This is a genomic window from Bradyrhizobium sp. CB3481, from assembly GCF_029714305.1.
GTDB lineage: Bacteria > Pseudomonadota > Alphaproteobacteria > Rhizobiales > Xanthobacteraceae > Bradyrhizobium.
In genome coordinates this window covers 2,347,509-2,371,439 of the sequence record NZ_CP121647.1, presented here as the reverse complement: position 1 = coordinate 2,371,439, position 23,931 = coordinate 2,347,509, and the positions used below count along the sequence as shown (strand labels likewise).

Sequence of the window (23,931 nt, the reverse complement as noted above, 5' to 3'; positions counted from 1 at the left end):
GGACTTCTCAGCTCTCGTGCGGCAGCAAGCGAATCGCATCCGGCGAAATCGATAGTCCAATGCTTTCACCGGACCTTGCCTGAACCGTATTCGGCGCGTCGACGGTAAGCAACCGGTTGGACGCCCCGCTGATGACGAGCCGTTGTCTGTCGCCGATGAAGCTGACGCTATCAATGGTGCCCGACAACGGCGCACTGCCCAATGAGGTCACGCGGATGGTCTCGGGGCGGATCATCGCTATCGCCGCGGGCACATCGGCGTCGCACGGGACCGGCAGCCGTCCTCCCGGAAGCACGAGATGCCCTTTCTCGATAGCGGCTTCGACGATATTGGCAGCGCCGATGAATTCGGCGACGAAGCGGCTTTGCGGCGTGAAGTAGATCTCCCGCGGTGAGCCGATCTGCACAATTGCCCCTTTCTGCATGACGACGATACGATCGCCGAGCTCCATCGCCTCGGATTGATCGTGCGTCACGTAAATCGTGGTGATGCCCAACGCGCGCAGCAGGCGATTCAATTCACCACGCAGCCGGTCGCGCAACGCGGCATCGAGCGCCGTCAAGGGTTCATCGAGCAACAAGATGCCCGGCCGGATCGCAACCGCGCGCGCCAGCGCCACCCGCTGACGCTGGCCGCCGGAAAGCTGGTCAATGCGGCGGTTCTCGAGGCCCGAGATATTGGTCAGTGCCACCAGTTCGGCGACGCGCTCGGCGCGCTCCTTGGCAGGGACTCCGCGGATCTTCAGACCATAGCCGATATTTTCCGACACCGTCATGTTGGGGAAGAGTGCATAGGACTGGAACACCATGCCGACATTACGCCGCTCGATCGGCACCGCCGTCATGTCCTTGCCGTCGAACAGCACTTGGCCGCCGGCATCGGGCTGCTCCAAGCCGGCGATGATGCGCAGCATGGTGGTCTTGCCGCAGCCGGAGGGACCAAGCAGCACCAGCGTTTCGCCGCGCGCGATGTCGAGCGTCGCCGCTTCCAGGGCGCGGGTCCCGTCGGCAAATGTCTTGCCGCAGGCTTCGATACGCACGGCGGCGCCGTGTCCGGCCTGCGCACTCATCTCTTTCGGTCCTTCTCGGCGAACAATTGCATGGCGATCAATAGCGGAATGATCATCACGAAGAAGATCAGGGTATAGGCAGAAGCTACCTCCAGCCGCATCGAGGCGTAGCTGTCGGCAAGGCCGATGGGCAGCGTCTTGGTTAACGGCGTATGCAGCATCCAGGTCAGGTTGAACTCGCCGAGCGACAGCGTCACCACCATCAGGCTGCCAGCTAATATGCCGGGCAGCGCATTGGGCACGATCACGTCACGGAAGCGCTGCCACGGCGAAGCACCAAGCGAAGCCGCGCCCTCGTCCAGCGTCTTGATGTCGATGGTCGCGAACACGGCCATTACCGACCGCACCATGAATGGCATGGTGAAGATGACATGGCCGACGAGAATGAACAGCCACGAACGGCGGAAATCACCGAAGCCGCCATAGGTCAAGAGCAGCGCCAGCGCGATGGCCAGGCCAGGGATTGCCAGCGGCAAGGTGATAATCTCCTCAATGATACGCGACATGCGCCCTCCCCGGATGTGCAGCGCATAAGCGGCGGGGACGCCCACGACTAGCGTCAATGCAAGGGTCGCGAAGGCGACCACGAAGGAGAGCAGAATAGTGCCCGCATAGAGCTCCCACACCTGCGCGACCCATTGCATCGTCACACCGGACTGAATGCCGCGGAAATAATTCACGGTTATACCGGCGGAAATCGACAGGATCGCGGGGACCACCAGAAAGGAGGCGACCAGAAGGGTAAAGACAAGCTGGCCGGTGAAGATCAGGCGATCGCGCATTGTGTCATCCAGCGGCCGCAACCGCGCTTCCGCTGAAGGAACGGGCAAGCGCAAGAATGAACCAGGTGATGATACCAAGCCCGACCGACAATGCGGCGGCGATCGACAAATTCGCGGCCAGCGTGAACTCGGTATAGATCAGCATCGGCAACACATCGATGTTCGTCGCCAGCGTAAACGCCGTCCCGAACGCTCCCATCGCCGTTGCAAAAGCAATGGCGCCGGAGGCAACAAAGGCCGGCGCCAGCGCCGGCAGAACGACGTCGCGTTGCACCGCCCACGGGCTCGCGCCAAGCGAACGCGCGGCTTCTTCGAGGCCGGTGTCGAGCTTCTGCACCGCCGCCATGATCGTGAGGATGACGCGCGGAATCGAAAAATAGAGATATCCGAGAAACAACCCATAGATCGAATAAGCGAAGACCAGCTTCTCGCCGAACAGGCGATTGGAGAAATCGCCGATCAGGCCCTGCCGCCCGGCGAGCAGAATGATCATGAAACCGACCACGACACCGGGAAATGCCAGCGGAAAGGTCAGCATCGCAACCAGAACGGCGCGGCCGGGGAAATGATGCCGCTGCAGGAACATCCCGGCAATCGTTGCCACGATCAGCGTCACAACGGTAGTCGCGGCGGCGAGCAGGACGGTATTGAAAAGCGTTGCCCGGTAGCGCGGCTCGGTCAGGATCGCGAGATAAGCCGCGATCCCCTGTGGTCCCTCTGCTCCGGTTACAACCAGCCGTGCCATCGGCAACAGGAAAAACGCCGCCGTCACCACCGCAAGCGGCAGCAGGCACAACCAGACAAAGGATCTATGCGACATCAGAAAATGGGTGCCGCGGGGCGAAGGCGCCATATTGCCTCAGCGGACCTCGGCGAGATAGCGGTCGACAAAACCTTTTTGCACGTTTTCCATCTGGCCCCAGTCGACATTTTTCGCGCGCGCATACTCGCTGTCAGGCAAGAACTTCTTCTTGACCGCCTCAGGGAGATCGATCGGCCGCGCTGGGCGAAGGTAGGCGTTGGTCCAGATCGCCTGGCCCTTGTCGGACAAGAGATAATCCAGCACCTTCTTGGCCTTGTCCTTGTGGGGCGCATTCTTCACGAGACCGACGACATAGGGAAATACCACCGATCCCTCACAGGGGATCACGAATTCAAAATTGCCTTTTTCCGAGTATTTCGCGCGGTACGCGTTGAAATCATAATCGAGCAGGATCGGCATCTCGCCGGAGACGACGCGGGCATAGGATGTCTGCTTGGGGACGATCGGATCGTTCTTCCTTAAGTCCTTGAAGAAGTTGATCGCGGGATCAAAGTTCGATTCGGAGCCGCCGAGCGCGAGATTGATGGCGACCGCGCCGACATAGCCGACTGCGGCCGAGGACGGATCGAGATAGCCGACCATTCCCTTATAGTCTGGCTTTAGGAGATCCTTCCAGCAGGCCGGCACCGGCTTGCCGCCGAGCGCGTCCTTGTTCACGAACAGGCCCAGCGTGCCCGAATGAATGGTGGTCCAGTAGCCGTCGGCATCCTTCAGGCCGGCGGGCACCTGATCGGAGTTTACGGGCTTGTAGGCGTCCAGCACATCCTGCGCCTTGGCCTTCATGCCAAAGGTGACACCGAAATAGCCGATATCGCCGACCGGATTATTCTTCTCGGCAAGGATCTGCGCCAGCGCCTGGCCGGAATTCTTGTTGTCGTGCGGGATATCGTAATTCAGATCGGCCTTGATGGCCTTGAGCATGGAGGCCCAATCTGCCCACTCCGGCGGGCAATTGTAGCAGATGACATCAGCCGCCTTGGCAGATTGCCAGGGCGCGATCAAGGATAGCGCCAGCAGGGCAAGAACAAAGCGGACGGTCTTCATGGGTCACTCCGGATCAAACGTCGCAGTCTCAAGGGATTTCAGCATCAGCCGGCGTGCAAGTATAGGTCACGCATGAAGGTTTTGCGACAAAGCATGCTGCTGTGCAGCAAAGCCATAAGCCCGCCTGTTCGGTCGTTCAATACAACAGGTTGCTATGGCGACGGGGCGTAAAGATTGGCGAATGTTGCGACGCTATCCCAATCTCAAACCGGAGGACCTGCACAAGATGCAGAAAGCTGCGCAACCTTTAGCGACGCTGGTCGCAACCAGACAGAGTAAGGCGGGCGATCTGTATCCTTCGCGCGATGTAGCGCAGACCTCAGCCCTATAAGATGGAGGTCGCTAGCGGCGGCGCCGCAGCGGGCTACGATGCGACTCGGGGTCACCCCACTTCCCTCACTTGCGTTCCTAACGGGACGGCGCTCTCTGTGCTTTCGTCTGGTCACGGTGGCAGTGCCAACCACAACGCGGGCCGGTGGAGGCCCGAAGGGCAGAAGATAAAGAAGCAGGACGGCACCTCCATCGCAGATGCGGAGAGTCCGCCGTCGCCTGAAATCGCAGATCGCCTTAATGAAGCCGAAGCCATCCGCGAGGAAGACAGGCGGTCAGCCTGAGACATGAACGCGGGTAACCTGAGTTTAGCGGTTCGAGCCCGCTAAACGCGAGAAAGGTCTCAGCATTCTCGCCCCGGGCGGCGCGGCGCCGCTTTGTTATGGCGCCTGCGGTGATTCAACAGCACATTCGGCTCGCCCATAAGCCCGTTTATGCAAAGTAACGCATAATTCATTTTTATGCGTTAAATCCGATATTGTTGCACTATCGTATTTAGCGCATAATCGCTGGGGAGGTAATTCATGAGCGATTTGGCCCGCACCCCGCAACAAATAGGCAATTTGATCCGCCGCGCTCGAAAACGGAATGATCTGAGCCAGACTGAGCTGGCGAGCCGCGCGGGCGTGCGCCAGGAGACGATCTCGCTCATCGAAACGGGCAATCCTGCTGCAAAGTTGCAGACCATCTTGGATGTCCTGGCAGCTCTCAACCTTGAATTCAGGGTCTCGCCCCGCGGCAAGACAACCGCTGCCGATATTGAGCAAATCTTCTGATGGCAAGACGCCCGCGTCATACGCCTCTGCGCGTTCTACTCAACAACCGCCTTGTCGGCCGCCTCACCAAGTCCGCTACGGGGGCCATCGAATTTCGCTACGACCAAACCTGGCTGGAGTGGGACCATACGTTGCCGGTCTCGCTCTCCCTCCCCCTACGCGAAGACGCCTTCCGCGGGGATAACGTGACCGCGGTCTTTGATAACCTGCTGCCCGACTCAGATGCATTACGCCGCAGAGTGGCAGAAAGGGTCGGTGCTGTCGGTACCGACGCCTACAGTCTGCTGGCAGCCATCGGCCGCGATTGTGTTGGCGCGTTACAGTTCGTCCGTGAGGCCGACGAGTACGGCGACGATGGTCGTTCGCTTTCTGGCGATGCCATTGACGACGTCGCCATCGAAAAAATGCTCAAGGGCCTCGCACAGGCCCCACTCGGACTGACACGCGAAGATGACTTTCGGATTTCCATTGCGGGTGCGCAAGAAAAAACGGCGCTGCTGCGGCAGAATGGAAAATGGCTAAAGCCCCGCGGCACTACGCCGACCACCCACATTCTCAAGACGCAGATTGGCGAGCTGCCGAATGGCCTTGACCTCACTAATAGTGTCGAAAATGAGTACTACTGCCTCAGGCTCGTTGCCGCCTTTGGTCTACCCGTCAACAACGCGGAGATCGCAAAATTCGGCAAAACGACCGCGCTTGTAATCGAGCGCTTTGATCGCAGATGGACGAAAGATGGACGTCTGTTGCGTCTGCCGCAGGAGGACTGTTGCCAAGCACTGTCATTCCCCCCAAGCCGCAAATACCAGAGTGACGGCGGCCCTGGCCTTACGCACCTTCTGAACCTTGTCAAAGGCAGTGACACGCCCGCAGAGGATCAAGCGATGTTGCTGAAGGCGCAGATAATTTTCTGGCTGATCGGTGCTACGGATGGCCACGCAAAGAACTTCAGCATCTTCCTCTCGCAAGGCGGCCGCTTTCACCTGACGCCGCTATATGACGTACTCACGGCCCAACCCAGTCTTGATAGTGGCCAGATACAGCGCAAGCAAATGAAATTGGCAATGTCAGTTGGCTCAAAGAACCACTATCGAATCGCGGACGTGCAGGGCCGGCATTTCGTCCAGACGGCAGAAGCCGCGGGCGTTCCTAAACGCCTCGTCGAGAACGCAATTGCATCGGTAGCCGATCAGGCGACTGCTGCCTTGAATACGACAGAGAGCCAGTTGCCCAACAACTTCCCGGAGCACATTCACACGTCAGTAAAGAATGCCGTTATTGAGCGCTTGCGCTCCCTCAAGCCGCCGTGAGTTACTAACTCGAAATGTTGCTGCAAATCGTGTGCGCTCCCTATCCATTATGGATGTCAGGTCTCAAAAGGGTAGGCGCTGGCGATCGCTCATTCGTTTATTCGAAGGGTCCTATTGTCACCTATGAGCCACGTCAGCCAGTTGACCTGAAATCCTGTCCATGCGCTCAGGTCCATTGTATGTGATGACCGCGATGCGGTCCGAACTTCATTGGTTTCGGTTTATCATGGCGCGCCGTCGATGGAACGCCCTCCTCCTCTCGACCAATCTTATTGTTGCATCAGATTTCGCGCGAGGATCTGCGGACCTGGTTGCCGATGCACACCGTCGTTCACTGTGCTGGGTGAGCGGCATTTCTCGCGCATGCCGGCGAACAGGCTCCGTGCCCAAGATCCCATTCTTGCGAAGGACGCGCGTATCGGCCAATCCTCCATACTCACCACGCTCAATCGATTTCAGGCAGCGGTCTGCTTCCGCGCGGCCTCCATTCTTCGGAATAGCTCCAGCCACCGCTGCTCTTTTGGAGAGAGCGGTAGATCGGAAGGTCGCCAAGCCGGCTTGCCATCGAGTGGAAGCTGAGCATCCAATAGTTCGAATTCGGTCGTCTCCTCGGGGGTAAGGCCCGCAAGGACTCGGCGACGCTTCTTATCAAGCGTGTACATGCACGAAGTCAGCAGCACGGCTTCTCTGCTTGGCACAACGGCCAACTGAGAAGCTATTGGCGTATTCCCTTTCACTGCAGCACCCATCATCGTTGACTCGCGGGCCAGCAAAATGGCGCAGTCGCGCAGATAAAATGCGAAGGGAGGCTGGCAGCAATCTCCCCTCGCCGAGCATCAGGCCGTCACACGGGGATGGCTCTGGTGCAGTTGCCAGAGGCGCAGAGCCGCAACAGCCGCCACCAGGATTCCGGCGATGACGTGGAGCGGTGTCACCGTTGCCTTGGCCGAGAAGAGCAGCACCCAGGGCGACACGGCGACCCAAACGCCGGCGGCAAGTGCCATCCACTCCTGCCATTCGGCGAAGATCGCCAGCGCTGCTACGGCCAAGGCAGCGATCAGGATGCCGCTCAGCCAGGCATTCCAGTTTGTGGGACTTTCAGCGGCGAACCCGAAGGCCCATGGCGACACGAACAAGCCCAGGCCGATTACAAGGTTGGCCACATCAGCGATCATGTCTTTTTTCCAGACGGTGTTCATGGTTGCAACTCCTTACATTGGCTCCTCTCATTCATTCGAGTTCGCTTGACCTTTCATTGTTGATTGGCAATGCCCTCAACGCGGGCGAGAGCAAAAGACTCCCGCCCGCCCCGCGGTTACTTGCCGTTGATGGCGATCCGTTTCACGTTCTGCTGCGCGGTAGGTAGCTTCGGCAGCGTCACGCTGAGAACGCCATTCTTGAACGACGCTCCGACCTTATCCTGATCGACATCGTCGACCGGAACGGAACGCTCGAAGCGCCCGTAGTAGCGCTCGCTGAAGCGGCGCTCCTTATCTTCGGTCTCGCTCTTCTTCTCACCGCTGATCGTCAACATGCCGTTCCTCAGTTCGACGTTGACGTCCTTCTCTTCGAGACCGGGAAGTTCAGCAATAACCTTGACTTCCTTTTCGGTCTCGTTGACCTCGAGCTTCGGCCAGCCCATCGCCTGGGAGCTGAACGGAGCGATGTCGAACGAGCGGAACGCATCGTCGAACAGCCGGTTCATCTCGCGGTGAAGCGCGAGGAACGGATTGGGCTCGTTGCGGTGCAAGCTCAGATCACGAGAGCCGTCGTTCCACGGAATGAGATCGCGTAGTGCCATAGTTGTCCTCCTTTCTGTTCTTCATGTTCACTGGACAGAGCTCCGCCGCCCGCGGCCAAGCCGCGCACAGGCGGTTCGACAGCCTCGAACGGAACTTCGTCAGGCGGTCTGCTTCTGCTCGATTTGCAGATTGTCGTTGCCGGCGGTTTCGATCGCGATGCGACGCGGTTTCATCGCCGCCGGCAGTTCCCGAACCAGAGTGATCGTCAGCATGCCGTTTTCGAAAGTCGCATCCCTGACCTGGACATAGTCCGCCAGGTTGAAAACGCGCCTGAATGGCCGCAGGGTGACTCCTTGGTACAGATAGTCGCGATTACCCTTGTTGGGCTCGCGGCCCTCGACGGTCAGCGTCGATTGCTCGGTGGTGATGGTGATCTCCTCCGGGCTGAAGCCCGCCAGCGCCAGCGTGATCTGGTACTGGTTCTCGCCGGTGCGCGCGATGTCGTACAGCGGATAATCGTCGCTGTCGTTCGTCGCGTTGTTGACGAGGTCGAACAGGCGGTCGAATCCGACGCTCGAACGCCACAACGGGGACATTTCGTAGGTTCTCATAACCACATCCTCCCTTGAGCAACATGGATAGAGGCAACGCCGTGATTTCCGGCGGTCTCGGCCGGACCCTGACGGCATCCGGCGCCACGCATGTGGCACCACGAGAACTAGAAGGGTCTGGGGTGACTTCAAGAGCGACACCCGCGCACAAATTGCATTTTTTTCCACCGTCCTGGCCCGAGCTCGAGAGACCGCGCGGACCGCATCAACGCCGGCTGCGGGTGGTCACGTTTGGCGCTGCGCAACCAACCCGCCCGAGGCGCCATGTCCGAACTCTCACCTCTTGACGCCGCCCCGGGGCTTGCCTACGGCGGACAGCTACACGACTAAGCCAACAAGCTTATCCGTCACGGCGTGAGAACTTCGGGCGTCGTGCCGCGATGCCATCTGACGCCCGGCCCAATAGCCAATAAGCCGGACATCGCACGATTACCGGGCGGGCCCAGTTGCTTCGTCCATGCCCCTGTCGGCAGGGCCCGTGCTCCCGGCTATCTGGTTCGTCGGCTTTCAAATCTCGAAGGAACAAACCGCCAGCTTCGACATTCTGTGGACGCCGCCGGCATGACGCGCTTGGGCGCCGTTTCCGGGCCCAAGCCATGCTCGGTAGCTCAAACCCACTTCGCTCCGAGGAGGAATTGGAAATGAGCACCCTGTCGGTTCTATCGAATCTGCCCGCGATCCATTCGGACGGCGGGCTCTCCCGTTACCTCGCCACCATTCGCAAATTTCCGCTGCTGAGCGCGGCGGACGAGGCCATGTACGCTCGCCGCTGGCACGAACACGGCGATCGCGATGCGGCCTATCGCCTCGTCACAAGTCACCTCCGGTTGGCCGCCAAGCTGGCCCTGCGGTATCGCGGCTATGGCCTTCCCGTCGCCGACCTGATCTCGGAGGCCAATGTAGGCCTGATGCAGGCGGTGAAACGGTTCCAACCTGAAAAAGGCGTTCGGCTCGCGACGTATGCGATGTGGTGGATCAAGGCGACGGTCCACGAATACATTCTCAGGTCCTGGTCGCTGGTAAAAATGGGCACGACCGCCGCCCAGAAGAAGCTGTTCTTTAACCTGCGAAGGCTGAAGAACCGGATTTCTGCAGGCGAGGAAGTCGACTTGTCGCCAGAGCAAACCGAATATATTGCCGCCCAGCTGCAGGTGGCTCCCCGCGAGGTCGTCGAGATGAACGGGAGGATCCGGGGTGATACTTCGCTCAACCTGCCCATGGCTCGGGAGGACGGGTCCGAGGAAATCCAGGACTGGCTGATTGATCCGGCCCCGGACCCGGAAACGCTGCTATCGGAAACGGAGGATCGCAACCGGATATGGAGCGCACTGGACGACGCGCTCGCGCTCCTTAACCCCCGCGAGCGCCATATCGTCGGCGCGCGATTTCTGGCCGAACAGCCGAAGACCCTGGAGGAGCTCGCCGCCACTTTCGGCGTGTCACGCGAGCGCATCCGCCAGATCGAGGTTCGCGCAGTACAAAAGATCAGGGGCGCGCTCGAGGCTCACTTGGATGGATTGCCTCCTGGCTTTCCCGGCGGAAGGAGGCCCCCCTCTGGCGCAGCGGCTATTGCGGAGCGACAGAAATGAGGATTGCACAGATAGCCCCGCTATTCGAGAGCGTCCCGCCCCGGCTGTATGGGGGAACGGAGCGGGTCGTTTCCTGGCTGACCGAGGAGCTGGTCCGACAAGGCCACCAGGTGACGCTGTTTGCGAGCGAGGATTCCATCACCTCCGCCGAGCTCGTCCCCTGCACGTCTCGCGCGCTGCGCCTCGACCCCGACGTCCGTGACGCTCTTCCCCACCAGATGATCATGCTCGACAAGGTGCGCGAGCGCGCCGACGAGTTCGACATTCTCCACTTCCACACCGACTATCTGCATTTTCCGCTGTTCCGATCTGAACGCGGCCGGACGCTGACCACGCTGCACGGCAGGCAGGATCTTCCGGATCATATGCCGTTCTACCGCCGGTTTGCGGACATGCCGCTGGTTTCGATTTCGAACGCGCAACGGTCGCCGCTTCCACGCGCGAACTTCGTGGCGACGGTCTATCATGGCCTTCCGCTCGATCTGCACATTCCGAGCTACAATCCGAAAGGCGACTATCTGGCGTTTCTCGGCCGGATCTCACCGGAGAAACGTCCCGACCGCGCGATCGCGATTGCGCGGGCAGCCGGCCTCCCGCTCAAGATAGCGGCGAAGGTCGACAAGGCGGACGACGCCTATTTCCGCGGTGTCATCGCGCCGATGCTGAACGAGCCGGGAATTGAGTTCATCGGCGAGATCAATGAGAACGCCAAAAGCGAATTTCTCGGCGAAGCGGCAGCGCTGCTTTTCCCAATCGACTGGCCGGAGCCTTTCGGCCTGGTCATGATCGAAGCCATGGCCTGCGGCACGCCGGTGCTCGCTTTCCGCTGCGGGGCGGTCCCGGAGATCGTCGAGGACGGACTGACCGGCCGTATCGTGTCCGACGTCGACGAGGCGGTGCGGGCCGTTCCCGGACTGCTGCAGCTCGACCGCAAGGCCGTCCGCGCCCGGTTCGAGGAGCGTTTCTCCTCCGCCCGCATGGCGGCGGACTACGGCCGAATCTACCACAGGATGCTTCGCAGGCTTCCGATGCCCAGTTCCGGCGATCGGCACTCGCTGCGTGTTCGGCCGCCCTCCACGGACACGGCCCCGGAAGCGCCGCCCACGGCCGCGTAAATTGGACGGACCGACCTGCGGCACTGCGGAAAATCGGCTAGGAGAGCCGCGCCGTCCCGCCTGAGATCACCCAGGGTGACGGCTCCGCGGTGTCGCGGCAACGTCGTCGCGGAAACTTCTGCCGGCGGTGTCGAAAAAATTTACGTAACTCCTCTTGACCTCAGCTTTGCCGCGCCTAGGTCGATTTTGCCGGAGGGCCGGTTGCGGCCCCGGTTCTGATGACATCGCTGAATTGCAGGGAGGATGTGCATGCATTTCCGTCCATTGCACGATCGCGTTCTGGTGCACCGCATCGATGCCGAGGAGAGGACTGCCGGCGGCATCATCATTCCGGACACCGCGAAGGAAAAGCCGCAGGAGGGCGAGGTGATCGCCGCCGGTCCGGGAGGCCGTAACGAACTGGGCCAATTGATGCCGCTCGACGTGAAGCCTGGCGATCGGGTCCTTTTCGGCAAATGGTCCGGTACGGAGGTCAAGATCGACGGCAAAGAACTTCTCATCATGAAAGAGAGCGACCTCCTGGGTGTGGTCGAGAAGAGCTCCGCAACGAAGAAAGCCGCTTGAAGCACTGACAGTCATTGAAGGGGAAAAGGAGAGAGAACGTCATGGCTGCCAAGGAGGTAAAATTCTCAACGGAAGCGCGCGACCGCATGCTGCGCGGCGTCGATACGCTGGCAAACGCCGTCAAGGTGACTCTCGGGCCGAAAGGGCGCAACGTCGTGCTGGACAAATCCTTCGGCGCGCCGCGCATCACCAAGGACGGTGTCACGGTCGCCAAGGAAATCGAGCTCGAAGACAAGTTTGAGAACATGGGCGCGCAGATGGTCCGCGAGGTGGCGTCCAAAACCAGCGACATCGCCGGCGACGGCACGACGACTGCGACGCTGCTGGCGCAATCGATCGTCAAGGAAGGCGCGAAATCCGTTGCTGCGGGCATGAACCCGATGGACCTCAAGCGCGGCATCGACCTCGCGGTCGAGGCGATCGTCAATGATCTCCGATCGCACGCTAAGAAGGTCACCGCGAACGACGAGATTGCCCAGGTCGCCACGATCTCGGCGAATGGCGACACCGAGATCGGCCGCTTCCTTGCCGAAGCCATGCAGAAAGTCGGCAATGAAGGCGTCATTACGGTGGAGGAGGCAAAGAGCCTCAATACGGAGTTGGAAGTGGTCGAGGGCATGCAGTTCGACCGCGGCTATATCTCGCCTTATTTCGTCACCAATGCCGAAAAGATGCGGGCCGAGCTCGAAGACACCTACATCCTGATCCATGAGAAGAAGCTGTCCGCACTGCAATCGATGCTGCCGCTGCTCGAAACGGTGGTGCAGTCGGGCAAGCCGCTGCTGATCATCGCCGAAGACATCGAAGGCGAGGCGCTGGCGACGCTGGTCGTCAACAAACTGCGCGGCGGGCTGAAGATCGCAGCCGTCAAGGCGCCGGGCTTCGGCGATCGCCGCAAGGCGATGCTGGAGGACATCGCGATCCTCACCGGTGGCACAATGATCGCCGAAGATCTCGGCATCAAGCTCGAGAACGTCACGCTCAACGTGCTCGGCCGGGCCAAGAAGGTGGTAATCGACAAGGAGAATACCACCATCGTCAACGGCGCCGGCGCCAAGAAGGACATCGAGGCGCGCGTTGCCCAGATCAAGCTGCAGATCGAGGAGACCACATCGGATTACGATCGCGAAAAGCTGCAGGAGCGGCTTGCCAAGCTCGCCGGCGGCGTCGCCGTGATCCGGGTCGGCGGCGCCACGGAAGTCGAGGTCAAGGAGCGTAAGGATCGCGTTGACGATGCGATGCATGCGACGCGCGCCGCGGTGGAAGAAGGCGTCCTGCCGGGCGGCGGGGTGGCGCTATTGCGCGCGCTCAAGGCGCTTGAACGCGTCAAGACCGCCAACGCCGACCAAAAAGCCGGCGTCGACATCGTGCGGCGCGCGATCCAGATGCCGGCCCGGCAGATCGTCGAGAATGCCGGAGAAGACGGCTCGCTGATAGTCGGCAAGCTGATTGAGAAAAGTGACTACAATTGGGGCTTCAACGCGGCGACCGGCGAGTACCAGGATCTGGTGCGGGCCGGCGTGATCGACCCGGCCAAGGTGGTTCGCACGGCCTTGCAGGATGCCGCGTCTATCGCCGCGCTCCTGATCACCACCGAGGCGCTCGTCGCCGAGAAACCGAAGAAGGCGGAAGCCCCGGCCGCGCCGCCGATGGACTTCTAGCTTGGCGGACAAGCCAACAGACCTATCCCTCGAACCAGGAAAGGACAGATCGACAATTAGGAGCTTTCAGATGAGCAGGAATCTTCAGCGAAGGCTGCGTAGGAATGGCGCGGCCGCCGTGCACTGGCTGATGTTCACCCTGAGCTGCACCACGATCGCCTGGATCAGTCTTTTTCGAACGATAGGAGGATGAGATGATCGCCGATCACACCATTATCTCCGCTCGGGCGGAGAAATCCCAGATAGTCCCCGCGCAACGCCTGGTGCGGCGGATACTCGCGGCGTCGATGGCTGCGCTACTCATGCTGCCGTCGCTGCCGGCCTGGGGAATGGATCGTATGCCGGGCAAACCTGCTGCGGCCGACGCCTTCGAAAAGAAGATCGCGCTCCCGCCGATTCCCCATCTCGAGTCGATGCCATGGATGACGTGGAATGCGGGCGTCAACACCTTGAAGGTCGATACGCTGAGGCCGCCGCAGATGCCATATTGGCTCGCGCCGGCGCCGCGCGAGTTCACGGTACCGTCGTTCAGCTCTTGACGGCGTGAGCGAACGATCCTGCTCGGGGCGAGGCGCAAGCTCGCTGCTCCGCTCGCCCCGCAAGCTGGCGCATGCCGACCCGGAAGCAGATGCAACAGATGGCCTCTCCGCCGGCGGCAGGAGGGCCCCGCCCGTGCGCGGACTGGCTCCGGAGTCTGCTCGACAGTCTACCGCGGGCGGCCTATGGCACGAACAACGGGCCAAGCCCGCCCAAGCATCCGTCAGAAATCCATATTTGACGGCCTATTCGGCAGCAGCTCGCGGACAAACTATGACGCGAACTAGAGTTAGGCCCGCGCGCTTGCGCTCCCTCAAGCTGCCGTAAGTTACTAACTCGAAGTGTTGCTGCAATCGTGCGCGCTCCCTATCCATTATGGATGTCAGGTCTCAAAAGTGTAGGCACTCGCGATCGCTCATTCGTTTATTCGAAGGATCCCATTGTCAACTATGAGCCACACCAGTCAGTTGACATGAAATCCTGTCCATGCGCTCAGGCGCATTGCGTGTGATGACCGCGATGCGGTTCGAACTTCATTGGTTTCGGTTTATCATGGCGCGCCGTCGATGGAACGCCCTCCTCTTCTCAACCAATCTTATTGTTGCATCAGATTCGTCCGAGCGCCGTCAGGATGACTTGCGGCGTGAGTGGAATCTCTGTGACAATTGTTCCGAACGGCCTGAGTGCGTCGTTGACCGCATTAGTCACCGCCGCTGCTGCTCCGGCCGTGCCGGCCTCGCCCGCACCCTTCGCGCCTAATTCAGATTCCATGGTCGGCGAAACCACATGCCCGACATCGATATCCGGCATCTCCCCGGCCATCGGAACCAGATAGTCGGCCATATTCGCGTTGGTAAGCTGACCTCGCTCGTCATACACGCATTTCTCGAACAGCGCGGCGCCAAGCCCTTGCACCACGCCACCCCGGATCTGCTCGTCCACCAGTTGCGGATTGATGATGGTGCCGCAGTCTTCGACGACCCAATGCTTCAGCAGCTTGACAAAACCAGTATCGATATCAACCTCAAGCCAGGAGGCTTGAACGCCATTGGTAAAAGCAAATGGATATTCGCGGGGAACGAAGTGCCTGGTCGCCATCAGTTCGGGTTGAATGCCTGGCGGCAGCGTATCGGGACGGAAATAGACAATCCGCCCGAGTTCACTCAACTCGATCCGCGGCGCGCCGTCGACGACATTCACCACCCTGTTGTCGACGATGTCGAGTTCACTTGGCGCAGACTGAAGAATGGCGGCTGCCACATCGAGAAGGTTTTTACGCAGCGCCTTTGTGGCCTGCAGCGCGGCTTCACCTCCGATGCCGGCGCCACGCGAGGCCCACGTTCCGCCGCCATACGGCGTATTGTCGGTATCGCCCAGAATGACGCGAACACGATCCATTGAGACGCCAAGTATGCTTGCAACAATCTGGGCCGTGAGTGCTTCCGACCCCTGCCCCTGCTCTGTTATGCTGGTCTGGCAGATCACCGAGCCCTGAGGATCGAGCCGCACCGCAACACCATCCTGCGAAGATATTTTCGCACCCCCGACGCCATAGAACGCCGCGCTTGGATTGGTGACTTCGATGAAGCTGGCGATGCCGATACCCCGATGAATATTTCTTGCCCGCAAGGCCACCTGTTCCGCGCGCAGTGCATCATAATCCATCATCCTGACGAGCTTGGTAAGCGCGGCATGGTGGGACAGTTGCTCGAAGCGCAAGCCCGACGGCGATGCATATGGATATGCATCGTCTGCAATCAGATTTCTGCGACGGATTTCGACCGGATCCATGCCGATCTTCGCGGCCGCCAGGTCCACCAGCCCTTCCGTCACCGAGCAGGCGATCGGATGGCCGACGGCACGGTATTGGCACATCACATTCTTGTTCTGGAAGACGACACGGGCTCGGGCGCGGTAATTCCTGGCCACATAGGGACCGCCGACGAGATTGACGACCTGATTGGCCTCAATCGCGCTGGTGCGTGGGTACATCGAATACGGTCCGATGCCCGTCAGATCGTCGATCTCGAATGCCGTGATGGCGCCGTCGCGCATGACGCCTATCTTTCCCTTGCAGCGATGATCCCGGGCGTGAATGTCCGTGTTAAAGCTCTCGACCCGGTCGGCGACGAACTTGACGGGACGCCGTAATAGCTTCGACAGCGCGTAGGTCGCCATCTCGTCTGCATAGATGTGAACCTTGATGCCGAATGAGCCGCCGACATCCTTGCAAACCACGCGGACCTGAGATTCCCTCAAGCCAAGATGGAACGCCGCGATGTTCTGCACCATGTGTGGCGCTTGGGTGCCCTGATAAATCGTCAGTCTCGCTTCCGCCACGTTCCAATCCGCGACCACCGCACGCGGCTCCAGCGTCACACCGGTATGCCGTCCGAAAACGAATTCCGCCTCCACGATCTCGTCCGCTTCGGCAAATGCTTGATCGACGGCACCAGCATCGTGCACGCGTTCAAAAGCAAGATTGTCGCCGAGCGAGGCGTGAATCACCGGCGTTGCCGGATCGAGCGCGGTGCGCATGTCCGTGACCGCATCAAGTTCCTCGTATTCGGCCTCGACAAGCTCTGCCGCGTCCTCAGCCTGGGCACGGCTGTTTGCCACGACAGCCGCAACCGCTTCGCCCTGCCAGCACACCCGATCAATCGCGATGGCGCTCTGCGGAGCGGATTTGAGGCCTTTCAAATGCGATAGTACGCCAACCCATGGCGTGATCACGGCCGAGAGCTCCTTGCCCGAGACTACGGCGACCACTCCCGGCATCTGCCTGGCCGCCGAAGCATCGATCCTCTTGATCTTCGCATGCGCGTACGGCGAGCGCAGGAAGACGACATGCGCCATTCTCGGCAACTCGATGTCACTCACATAGAGCGCCCGCCCCTGCATGAGGCGGTCGAGGTTCGGCCGCGGCACGGTCTTGCCGATATAGGAGTTCGGGCGGTCCAGCATGGAAAGCGCTTGAGGGTTTACCGGATCCGAAGTCATGGCAAGCGTCCGCTGCGCACCCGTGCGGCCGTCTCAACGGCGTCGATGATTGCCTGATAGCCTGTACAGCGACAATAATTGCCCGAAAGGTGCTCGCGGATCTGCTCCCGATCTGGAGACGGCAATTGCTTCAGCAAATCTTGCGCCGCCATCAGCATTCCCGGCGTGCAGAAGCCGCATTGCAATGCATTGCGTTCTCGGAATGCGGACTGCAAATCGGCAATCTCACCGCTATCGGACAACCCTTCGATGGTTTCGACCGTTGCATTGTGCGTCTGCACAGCGAGCAGCAAGCAGGAGCGGACGATATCGCCGTTGACGCGAACCGTGCATGCGCCGCAGACGCCGTGTTCGCAGCCAACATGCGTTCCTGTCAATTTCAAATGCTCGCGGAGAAAATCCGCCAGATTGAGGCGCGGCAGTACATTCGCTTCAACCCGCTCGCCATTGACGCTCAGCGAAATCGCAACCGGGTTTGTCACGCCGATGCTCCGGCGCCGAGATCAGAACGGGCAAGCAGTGAGGAAACACAGCGTGTCAACAGGACTTTCGCCAGATGTCTGCGCATGGCGGGCGTCGCCTGTTGATCTTCCAGGGGGGCCAGTTCGGCACCCAGTGCGGAGCACGCTTCGGAAAGAACCGCAGATGTAATGACGACGCCGACCAGTTTACTGGCCGAACTGGCCAGCAGCGGGCGGTCTCCGATGGCAAAGTAGCCAAGGCGAAGATCGGCGAACCGATCGTTCTTGACGCGAGCCTGCGCTGCTAGGCCAACAATCGCGTAATCGCCGTGCCGCCGGGAGAACTCGTGAAAGAAATGCGTCGCGTCTTTTGCAGGCATTGGCAGCTCGACCGCAACCAGCAGTTCCTGTGGCAAAAGCGCGGTTTCAAAGATGCCGGTGAAGAACTCGTGTGCTGCAATCCGGCGCTCGCCGCCTGGCCCACGGGCGACAATGGTGGCGCCGAGCGTAAGCATGCACGCCGGCAGTTCTGAAGCCGGGTCTGCCTGGGCAAGGCTTCCGCCGATAGTGCCGCGGTTACGGATCGCAGGATGCGCGACATGCGCCACAGCCTCCCTCAGCAAGGGAGCATGGCTTGCAATTTCGGGCGACCCCAGGAGATCGGCGTGACGCGTCAGTGCACCAATGGTGAGGACGTCTCCATGCACCGCAACGCCGTGCAACTCAAGCAAATCGCCGATATCGACAACGAACTCGGGTGCGATCAGACGCAGATTCATTGCCGGCAGCAAGCTCTGGCCACCCGAAAGCACCTTGGCCTTCTCACCGTGCGCGGTCAGCAGTTCCAGCGCATTTTCGAGACTGGTGGCGCGAGCGTAAGCGAAAGCCGAGGCCTTCATCCCTGGTGTGACCTCCCCGGCCAACGATTGGTATTTTCCCGGGATTAGAAGGCTGAGGCCGCCAAAGGTCAAGTTTGATGTCGCGCCATTATTTCGACTTTGCGCTTGTCTTAACGTGGCTAACGACGCACGGTCTGTACCAACCAAAAAGCCTGCCCTTGGAGAAAGAGCCGACCATGAAGCTTGGGTTCTTTACGATGCCGATCCATCCTGTCGACAAGGACTGGCGGCTTTCGCTCAAAGAGGATCGAGAGGCTTTTTTGTTGGCCGACGAGCTGGGATTCGCCGAGGGCTATGTCGGCGAGCACACAACCGACAGAGCCGAGAATATTACGTCCTGCATCGCTTTCATCGCCTGGCTTGCCGCCGCAACCAGGCAGATCAAACTTGGCACCGGCACCGTCAACATGCCCAATGCCCATCCGGCGACAGTCGCCGCCTCGATGGCGATGCTTGATCACATGCTCGACGGACGTCTGATTTTCGGAATCAGCCCCGGCGGCCTGCTTTCAGATGCGGAAGTGTTCGGAAATCTCGAAGCGGACAGGAACGCCATGTTTCTGGAAGCCATCAATCAGGTGCTTCAGATCTGGGCCAGCGAGCCTCCGTACAATCTTCAAGGCAAATACTGGAACATATCGGTCCAGAACACCATGATCGAGGACATTGGCCAGGGTTTCATTCCGCGTCCCCTGCAACGGCCGCACCCGCCGATCGTGGTGACGGCAGTGGCGCCATTCTCGAAAGGCGTGACGGAAGCTGCCGCACGTGGTTGGGAGCCGATTTCGGCAAACTTCTTGATGCCGGGCTGGGTGAAAAGCCATTGGCCGAAATATGTCGAGGGTTGCGAACGCGCCGGGCGGCCCGCGGATACCGCGAACTGGCGCGTCGCCAAGAGTGTATTCGTCGCCAAGGACGCTGCTACGGCAAAGGCCTACGCCACCGATCCAGATGGTCCCTATGTCTATTACTATCGCTCATTATTCACCAAGTTGAAGCGCGGCGGGCGCATCGAGTTGTTCAAGACTCGTCGCGATCAACCTGATGACGAAGTGACCCTCGAAGATATCTGCGACAAATTGATCATCCATGGCACGGCGGAGAGCGTTGCCGATCAACTGCTGGCATTCCAGGAAGAGACAGGACCGTTCGGGACGCTGCTCTACGCCGGCAAGGACTGGAAGGATCGCGACTTGGGGCGCCAGTCGATGATCCTGATGGCCGAAAAAGTCATGCCGAGGATCAACGCCGGCAGATCGAGCAGTTCGAAGGTCGCTCGAATGGTCCGCAAGGGAGGCTAGACGTGGCGTTGAGCGATCGCGTCCCCTATCAGGCGCAAGTCGATCGGCCGAAGCTGGTGCTTCGCGATGGCAAGAAGCTCGCGATATGGATCATCCTGAATGTGGAGGAGTGGCGGATCGAAGGCGCGATGCCTCGCACCGTGCTGAGCCCGCCGATGGGCCAGCCGCTATTGCCAGATGTGCCGAACTGGTCCTGGCATGAATATGGAATGCGTGCCGGCTTCTGGCGTCAGTTCAAGGCGTTGACTGAACGCAAAGTGCCGGTGACGTTGGCAATCAATGCCAATGTCTGCAATACCTACCCGCGCGTGGCGTCCGCCGCGCGCGAAGCGGGTTTCGAATTCATGGGCCATGGTTTCGTGCAAGGACCGATGCACAAGGTCGAGAACCAGGCAGATGCGATCAAGCGCTCGGTCGACATAATTGCAGAATTCGCGGGAAAGCCGCCGCGATCCTGGGAAAGCCCCGGGCTCACCGAAACCGAGGAAACACTCGATCTGCTACGCCTCAACGGCATCGAATATGTCGCAGACTGGGTGATCGATGATCTGCCGCAGGACATTGCGACGCCGCACGGCACCATCACAACGATCCCCTATTCGGTCGAGACCAACGACATCGTCATCCACGCTTTACAGCACCTGCCGTCCGAGCAGTTCCTGAAACGCTGTACCGATCAGTTCGACCGGTTATACCTCGAAGGCGCAGCGAACGCGCGCGTCATGGCGATCTCAATCCATCCCTATATTACGGGCGTGCCGCATCGGATAAAATATCTGGAAGCGTTACTCGATTATGTCCTTGGCCACGATGGGGTAGCGTTGATGACCGCCAGCGAGATTGGCGACTGGTATCGCGCGGAGATGGCAAAGGTCTAGACGAGCGTCCATGGCCGGACGATGGGCGACCGGTAAAAGCAGTGATCCGGTCAAGAGGACTTGTTGCCGTCTCCGGCGATAAAGCGGCCGAAGGAGCCGCGCGCGAACAGGAGAGGTTCCTGGCGATTGTAGGTGTAGGCTTCTACAGCTCCCAGAAAGATGACGTGGTCGCCGCCGTAATACCGATTGGCCGCCCGGCATTGAAAATTGGCGACGCTATCGGTCAACACCGGTGCGTTGCCAAGCCCCGGCGTCCAGCTCACGCCGGCGAATTTATCCTCCGACGATTTTGCAAATTGTGACGCCAGTGCCTGCTGAGACACGCCAAGAACATTGACGGCAAAATGACTGGCATTCTGAAAAATCGTGAGTCCTTGAGAAAACATCCCAAGACTCCACAATACTAGAGGTGGATTGAGCGATACCGAGGCAAACGAATTGCACGTCACGCCATACGGCCTTCCATCTGCGGACATGGCCGTGACGATAGTGACACCCGTGGCAAACGAGCCAAGCGCGTTGCGAAAGTCGCGTGGATCGATCGCCGAATTGTCGCTTGCCAGTTCATTGGCCGGATCGGCCGGATGTTTGGGTGCGTCAGACATCCGCCGTGCCTCAGAGCGTCAGATTTTCGGACGGCAAGCCAAGCGCCACGCGTCCATAGTTGGTGCCCGCCGCATCGAAATTGAATGCGAGGTGCGAATTCACCGCATGCGCGTCGCGGAACTGGCGCTGCAGTGCGCCTGACGTGAACAGGCTGCGCGCGCCGCTCGCGGCGAACAACAGTGAGACTGCCTCGGTACATAGGTTCACCGAAAAGGCGCCATCCCGCCGCAACCTTGTCTTGCCCGCAAGGTCAGGAATGTACCCGCGCCGGGCGTCGGCCATCGCTTCGATGCAGTTGGTCCGCATCACGAGACGGGCCGCATCGATCTTGGCCGATGCCTCCGCGATCTTGATCTGGGTTGTCTGCAAGTCGCTAAGTTTGGCGCGGTTGTAAGTCGAAGCCCGACGCCGCGCCAACTCGACATAGTCGTCCAGGCAGGCTTGTGCATTGCCCAGACCGACACCCGACAACACATAGGGAAACAGCGAGAAGACCGGTAGCGCATAGAGCGCATTTGGATTGACGGCGCTTCCCGGCGTCGGTCCGCCGGTCAGATCGCTAATCGCAATCGTCATGTTCTCCGCAACAAAGCTGTCCTCGACCCATACGTCGTTCGAACCGGTACCGCACAGCCCGGTCGCGTTCCAGGTGTCGTTGATCCGGTACTCGCTCCTGTTAAGCAGAAATAGCCGGTACTCGATGCCGTCAGCCTCGTCGTCGGTGGCCACCACGCCAGCAAGCATGTTCCAGTCGCAGGACTCGACCCCTGACGAGAACGGCCAGTGGCCACGCAGGACGTAGCCGCGATCGACTCTCTTCGCGCGGCCCGCCGGAAAGATGAATGACGAGGCAATCAATGCATCGGCATCTCTGCCCCAGACTGCGTCCTGCGCCTGCCTGTCAAACATGCCCAGCATCCAGTGATGGCTGGCAAGGTTTGCGAAATTCCACGCAACGGAAGCATCGGCCTGTCCAAGCGCGTCGGCGCAATCGACCAGCGCGACATAGTCAAGTTCGGCACCGCCCACCCGCCTGGGCTGAACAATTCGAAATAGACCAGCGTCGTGCAAATCGCGCTCGGTCTCCGGCGGCAACCGCCGGAGTTCCTCCGTTCTTGAAGCTCGATTGCGCAATTCCGGAATCAGGGCCTTTGCACGTGCGACCATGGCAGCATAGCTCGCCGCCCCCGGTCCCACGGATAGACCCGCATCCGGCTTGCCGCTGTCTCCGGCCATGTATCTCCTCGCCTGCTCTGTTGCCGTCGCCCGAGCTTTGTCAGTCTACCGGCTGGTCGCCAATGATCAAGGCGTACAGGCTACCACACTGCAGGGTTCTGCGCATGGAAGAAGTCCAGCGTGTCGCAAACGGGTCATTTCCCGACAGTCCCTTTGATACCGAACCACACAGCTCCAACAATGCCCGTTACCGTCACAGTGACTATTGCCTTGAATATATAGCTTTGGGCCTGCTCAACGTTTCTACGCCACCACCGTAAGTGCTGAAAATCTACCCGCAACTCGCTTCGCTCCTCTTCATCGATCCCAAACGAATTTGGTTTGGTTGTCACCGCTTTGAGAACTCTTGCATCAAAATCCTCCTGACGATTTCTCTGGCGCTCGGCCAGCGCTTTCATGATATCGTTTACATTTTTGGCTTCCATTCTGTTCACCGCCTCTAATCCTACGTTCGGAAAAAACATCTACGGATGGAACGGCGCTGAAAAATCCAGATGATCGCGCGGACGAGCACACGCTGACCGGCGCCAAAAAAGCTTCCCCCAGCGAAGATCTTCCTCGTCCACAGAAGCCGCACCCAAATAGTCGCGGTTTATTCCAATCTAGATTCCAGCTTCTTCGTATCGGCCTCATCCAGCGAGCGACCCTACTTAGAAGCTACTCTCATCAGCTGAAACGCACGATATGGTCGGAGAAACGTCGAGCGCGTTAAACACAGCACAGGTTCGGTTGCGAATGCTGGGCAACAGCTCCGGTGATGGCAATGCTAGTCTAGATGTCCGCCGAGCCAGCGGCACAATCAGGCGTGAACTCCGCGGCGCTACAACATCGAAAGCTCGACGGAACGCCCTCGACAAATCGCGATCACCGTCTCGGGTAGATCGAACCTGACAAATGAAAAAGCCCGCGACTGATTCCAGCGCGAGCTCTACGAAATTCTGATTGTGTTAAATGCGCGTGATTTGCCCGACAGGTCAAGTGTCAAAGCAAACAGATCCAACACATCGAGCAACCGAAAGTGAAGTCGTTAAGCCGAGGACAACGCACCCCCAACTAAAGCCGTCGGAGGCTCCTGTTACGCCGCGCTGCCGGACATTGGGGCGCTCGTCAGATGTCCGCGAGGAATTCGTTGGGTCATTCGCGAATTCCGGAATGATATCCTTATGCCGGTGATTTGCCCGAAATTTCAAACGCCGTCCTCTACTGTGGCTGTGGCGCCGGATTGACCGGGTGAACTGGCTTCGGCACGGGCGGTTCAGGCTCGACCTCGAGCCTTGGCTCGGTCGGTATCACCTGCGCGCCGGCCGCGCGGGCTGCTTCGCCGGTATTGCTGTAATTCGCGACTACCGGGTGCTCTACTTTCGGCTTGCTCCACGGCCCGTGGTCGACAACCAGCATGCTGAGCACGCCGAGAACTGCGACGGCAATCGCAACCTTCAGCGGCGCGCCGCCGGATCGGCTCAAATGATCTTCCGTCAAGTTCTTCGCCATCTGCAGATTCTTCGCCATCAAAACGTCCGCTGGTTTCCTCCGATCTGAATTAAACCCCGGCGATGGCAAAAGTTCCCTCTTCGCCGGCACGCCATGGCGTCCAGGA

General features: G+C 59.8%; 23 protein-coding genes. 9 read left to right on the top strand and 14 right to left on the bottom strand.

What is annotated here, in order from left to right:
- Positions 1-7: 7 nt before the first annotated feature.
- The 4 genes from QA643_RS11445 to QA643_RS11430 are packed head-to-tail and all read right to left on the bottom strand — an operon-like array spanning position 8 to position 3,718.
- Positions 8-1,069, bottom strand: a complete 1,062-nt coding sequence (locus QA643_RS11445; protein ID WP_283033265.1) for an ABC transporter ATP-binding protein — start codon at positions 1,067-1,069, stop codon at positions 8-10.
- Complete coding sequence (locus tag QA643_RS11440) at positions 1,066-1,851, bottom strand: ABC transporter permease subunit (protein ID WP_283033264.1); 786 nt, start codon at positions 1,849-1,851, stop codon at positions 1,066-1,068. The genes QA643_RS11445 and QA643_RS11440 overlap by 4 nt, the downstream gene beginning before the upstream one ends.
- A 4-nt stretch (positions 1,852-1,855) precedes the next feature.
- Complete coding sequence (locus QA643_RS11435) at positions 1,856-2,671, bottom strand: ABC transporter permease (RefSeq protein ID WP_283034773.1); 816 nt, start codon at positions 2,669-2,671, stop codon at positions 1,856-1,858.
- Positions 2,672-2,710: 39 nt separating this feature from the next.
- A complete protein-coding gene (locus tag QA643_RS11430; RefSeq protein ID WP_283033263.1) occupies positions 2,711-3,718 on the bottom strand; it encodes an ABC transporter substrate-binding protein in 1,008 nt (335 codons plus the stop codon).
- A gap of 854 nt (positions 3,719-4,572) precedes the next feature.
- Between QA643_RS11430 and QA643_RS11425 the strand changes: the two genes are divergently transcribed.
- Together QA643_RS11425 and QA643_RS11420 are read left to right on the top strand one after the other, a co-directional pair.
- On the top strand, positions 4,573-4,824 hold the full coding sequence (locus tag QA643_RS11425) for a helix-turn-helix domain-containing protein (RefSeq protein WP_283033262.1): 252 nt from the start codon (positions 4,573-4,575) through the stop codon (positions 4,822-4,824).
- Positions 4,824-6,134, top strand: coding sequence for a type II toxin-antitoxin system HipA family toxin (locus tag QA643_RS11420; protein WP_283033261.1), 1,311 nt, complete (start codon positions 4,824-4,826; stop codon positions 6,132-6,134). The genes QA643_RS11425 and QA643_RS11420 overlap by 1 nt, the downstream gene beginning before the upstream one ends.
- An 836-nt stretch (positions 6,135-6,970) precedes the next feature.
- Here the strand turns inward: QA643_RS11420 and QA643_RS11415 are convergent.
- The 3 genes from QA643_RS11415 to QA643_RS11405 form a co-directional block, all read right to left on the bottom strand.
- A complete protein-coding gene (locus QA643_RS11415; RefSeq protein ID WP_283033260.1) occupies positions 6,971-7,333 on the bottom strand; it encodes an SPW repeat protein in 363 nt (120 codons plus the stop codon).
- A gap of 116 nt (positions 7,334-7,449) precedes the next feature.
- Positions 7,450-7,935 carry an Hsp20/alpha crystallin family protein gene (locus QA643_RS11410; RefSeq protein ID WP_283033259.1) on the bottom strand — a complete coding sequence of 162 codons (486 nt, stop codon included), beginning with the start codon at positions 7,933-7,935 and terminating at the stop codon, positions 7,450-7,452.
- Positions 7,936-8,034: 99 nt separating this feature from the next.
- Positions 8,035-8,487 carry an Hsp20 family protein gene (locus QA643_RS11405; protein WP_283033258.1) on the bottom strand — a complete coding sequence of 151 codons (453 nt, stop codon included), beginning with the start codon at positions 8,485-8,487 and terminating at the stop codon, positions 8,035-8,037.
- 641 nt (positions 8,488-9,128) lie between these two features.
- On the opposite strand from QA643_RS11405, the gene rpoH reads away from it, so the two are divergent.
- From rpoH to QA643_RS11380, 5 genes are all read left to right on the top strand, one after another.
- The gene (gene rpoH / locus QA643_RS11400; protein WP_283033257.1) at positions 9,129-10,076 is read left to right on the top strand and encodes an RNA polymerase sigma factor RpoH; all 948 of its coding nucleotides are present in this window, start codon (positions 9,129-9,131) and stop codon (positions 10,074-10,076) included.
- Entirely contained in the window at positions 10,073-11,191 is a 1,119-nt protein-coding gene (locus tag QA643_RS11395) for a glycosyltransferase family 4 protein (RefSeq protein WP_283033256.1), read from the top strand. The genes rpoH and QA643_RS11395 overlap by 4 nt, the downstream gene beginning before the upstream one ends.
- Positions 11,192-11,440: 249 nt before the next feature.
- Positions 11,441-11,755 (top strand): co-chaperone GroES, encoded by a 315-nt coding sequence (locus QA643_RS11390; RefSeq protein ID WP_283033255.1) that lies wholly within the window; start codon positions 11,441-11,443, stop codon positions 11,753-11,755.
- 41 nt (positions 11,756-11,796) lie between these two features.
- Positions 11,797-13,416 (top strand): chaperonin GroEL, encoded by a 1,620-nt coding sequence (groL, locus tag QA643_RS11385; protein WP_283033254.1) that lies wholly within the window; start codon positions 11,797-11,799, stop codon positions 13,414-13,416.
- 194 nt (positions 13,417-13,610) lie between these two features.
- Entirely contained in the window at positions 13,611-13,955 is a 345-nt protein-coding gene (locus tag QA643_RS11380) for a hypothetical protein (RefSeq protein ID WP_283033253.1), read from the top strand.
- A gap of 604 nt (positions 13,956-14,559) precedes the next feature.
- Here QA643_RS11380 and QA643_RS11375 read toward each other — a convergent pair.
- From QA643_RS11375 to QA643_RS11365, 3 genes are read right to left on the bottom strand one after another with little or no spacing between them, the layout of a single operon-like run.
- Positions 14,560-16,953, bottom strand: coding sequence for a xanthine dehydrogenase family protein molybdopterin-binding subunit (locus QA643_RS11375; RefSeq protein ID WP_283033252.1), 2,394 nt, complete (start codon positions 16,951-16,953; stop codon positions 14,560-14,562).
- Positions 16,950-17,435, bottom strand: a complete 486-nt coding sequence (locus QA643_RS11370) for a (2Fe-2S)-binding protein (protein WP_283033251.1) — start codon at positions 17,433-17,435, stop codon at positions 16,950-16,952. Before QA643_RS11370 ends, QA643_RS11375 begins: the two co-directional genes overlap by 4 nt.
- The gene (locus tag QA643_RS11365) at positions 17,432-18,313 is read right to left on the bottom strand and encodes a xanthine dehydrogenase family protein subunit M (protein ID WP_283033250.1); all 882 of its coding nucleotides are present in this window, start codon (positions 18,311-18,313) and stop codon (positions 17,432-17,434) included. The genes QA643_RS11370 and QA643_RS11365 overlap by 4 nt, the downstream gene beginning before the upstream one ends.
- A 176-nt stretch (positions 18,314-18,489) precedes the next feature.
- On the opposite strand from QA643_RS11365, the gene QA643_RS11360 reads away from it, so the two are divergent.
- Positions 18,490-19,614, top strand: coding sequence for an LLM class flavin-dependent oxidoreductase (locus QA643_RS11360; RefSeq protein WP_283033249.1), 1,125 nt, complete (start codon positions 18,490-18,492; stop codon positions 19,612-19,614).
- 2 nt (positions 19,615-19,616) lie between these two features.
- Positions 19,617-20,492, top strand: a complete 876-nt coding sequence (locus QA643_RS11355; RefSeq protein ID WP_283033248.1) for a polysaccharide deacetylase family protein — start codon at positions 19,617-19,619, stop codon at positions 20,490-20,492.
- A gap of 50 nt (positions 20,493-20,542) precedes the next feature.
- Here QA643_RS11355 and QA643_RS11350 read toward each other — a convergent pair whose 3' ends face one another.
- From QA643_RS11350 to QA643_RS11335, 4 genes are all read right to left on the bottom strand, one after another.
- Positions 20,543-21,097: a flavin reductase family protein gene (locus tag QA643_RS11350; RefSeq protein WP_283033247.1), complete on the bottom strand. Its 555-nt coding sequence runs from the start codon at positions 21,095-21,097 to the stop codon at positions 20,543-20,545.
- A 10-nt stretch (positions 21,098-21,107) separates the two neighbouring features.
- The gene (locus tag QA643_RS11345) at positions 21,108-22,334 is read right to left on the bottom strand and encodes an acyl-CoA dehydrogenase family protein (RefSeq protein WP_283033246.1); all 1,227 of its coding nucleotides are present in this window, start codon (positions 22,332-22,334) and stop codon (positions 21,108-21,110) included.
- A gap of 134 nt (positions 22,335-22,468) precedes the next feature.
- Positions 22,469-22,759 carry a hypothetical protein gene (locus QA643_RS11340; protein WP_283033245.1) on the bottom strand — a complete coding sequence of 97 codons (291 nt, stop codon included), beginning with the start codon at positions 22,757-22,759 and terminating at the stop codon, positions 22,469-22,471.
- Between the two features lie 775 nt (positions 22,760-23,534).
- Entirely contained in the window at positions 23,535-23,843 is a 309-nt protein-coding gene (locus QA643_RS11335; RefSeq protein WP_283033244.1) for a hypothetical protein, read from the bottom strand.
- Positions 23,844-23,931 lie beyond the last annotated feature (88 nt).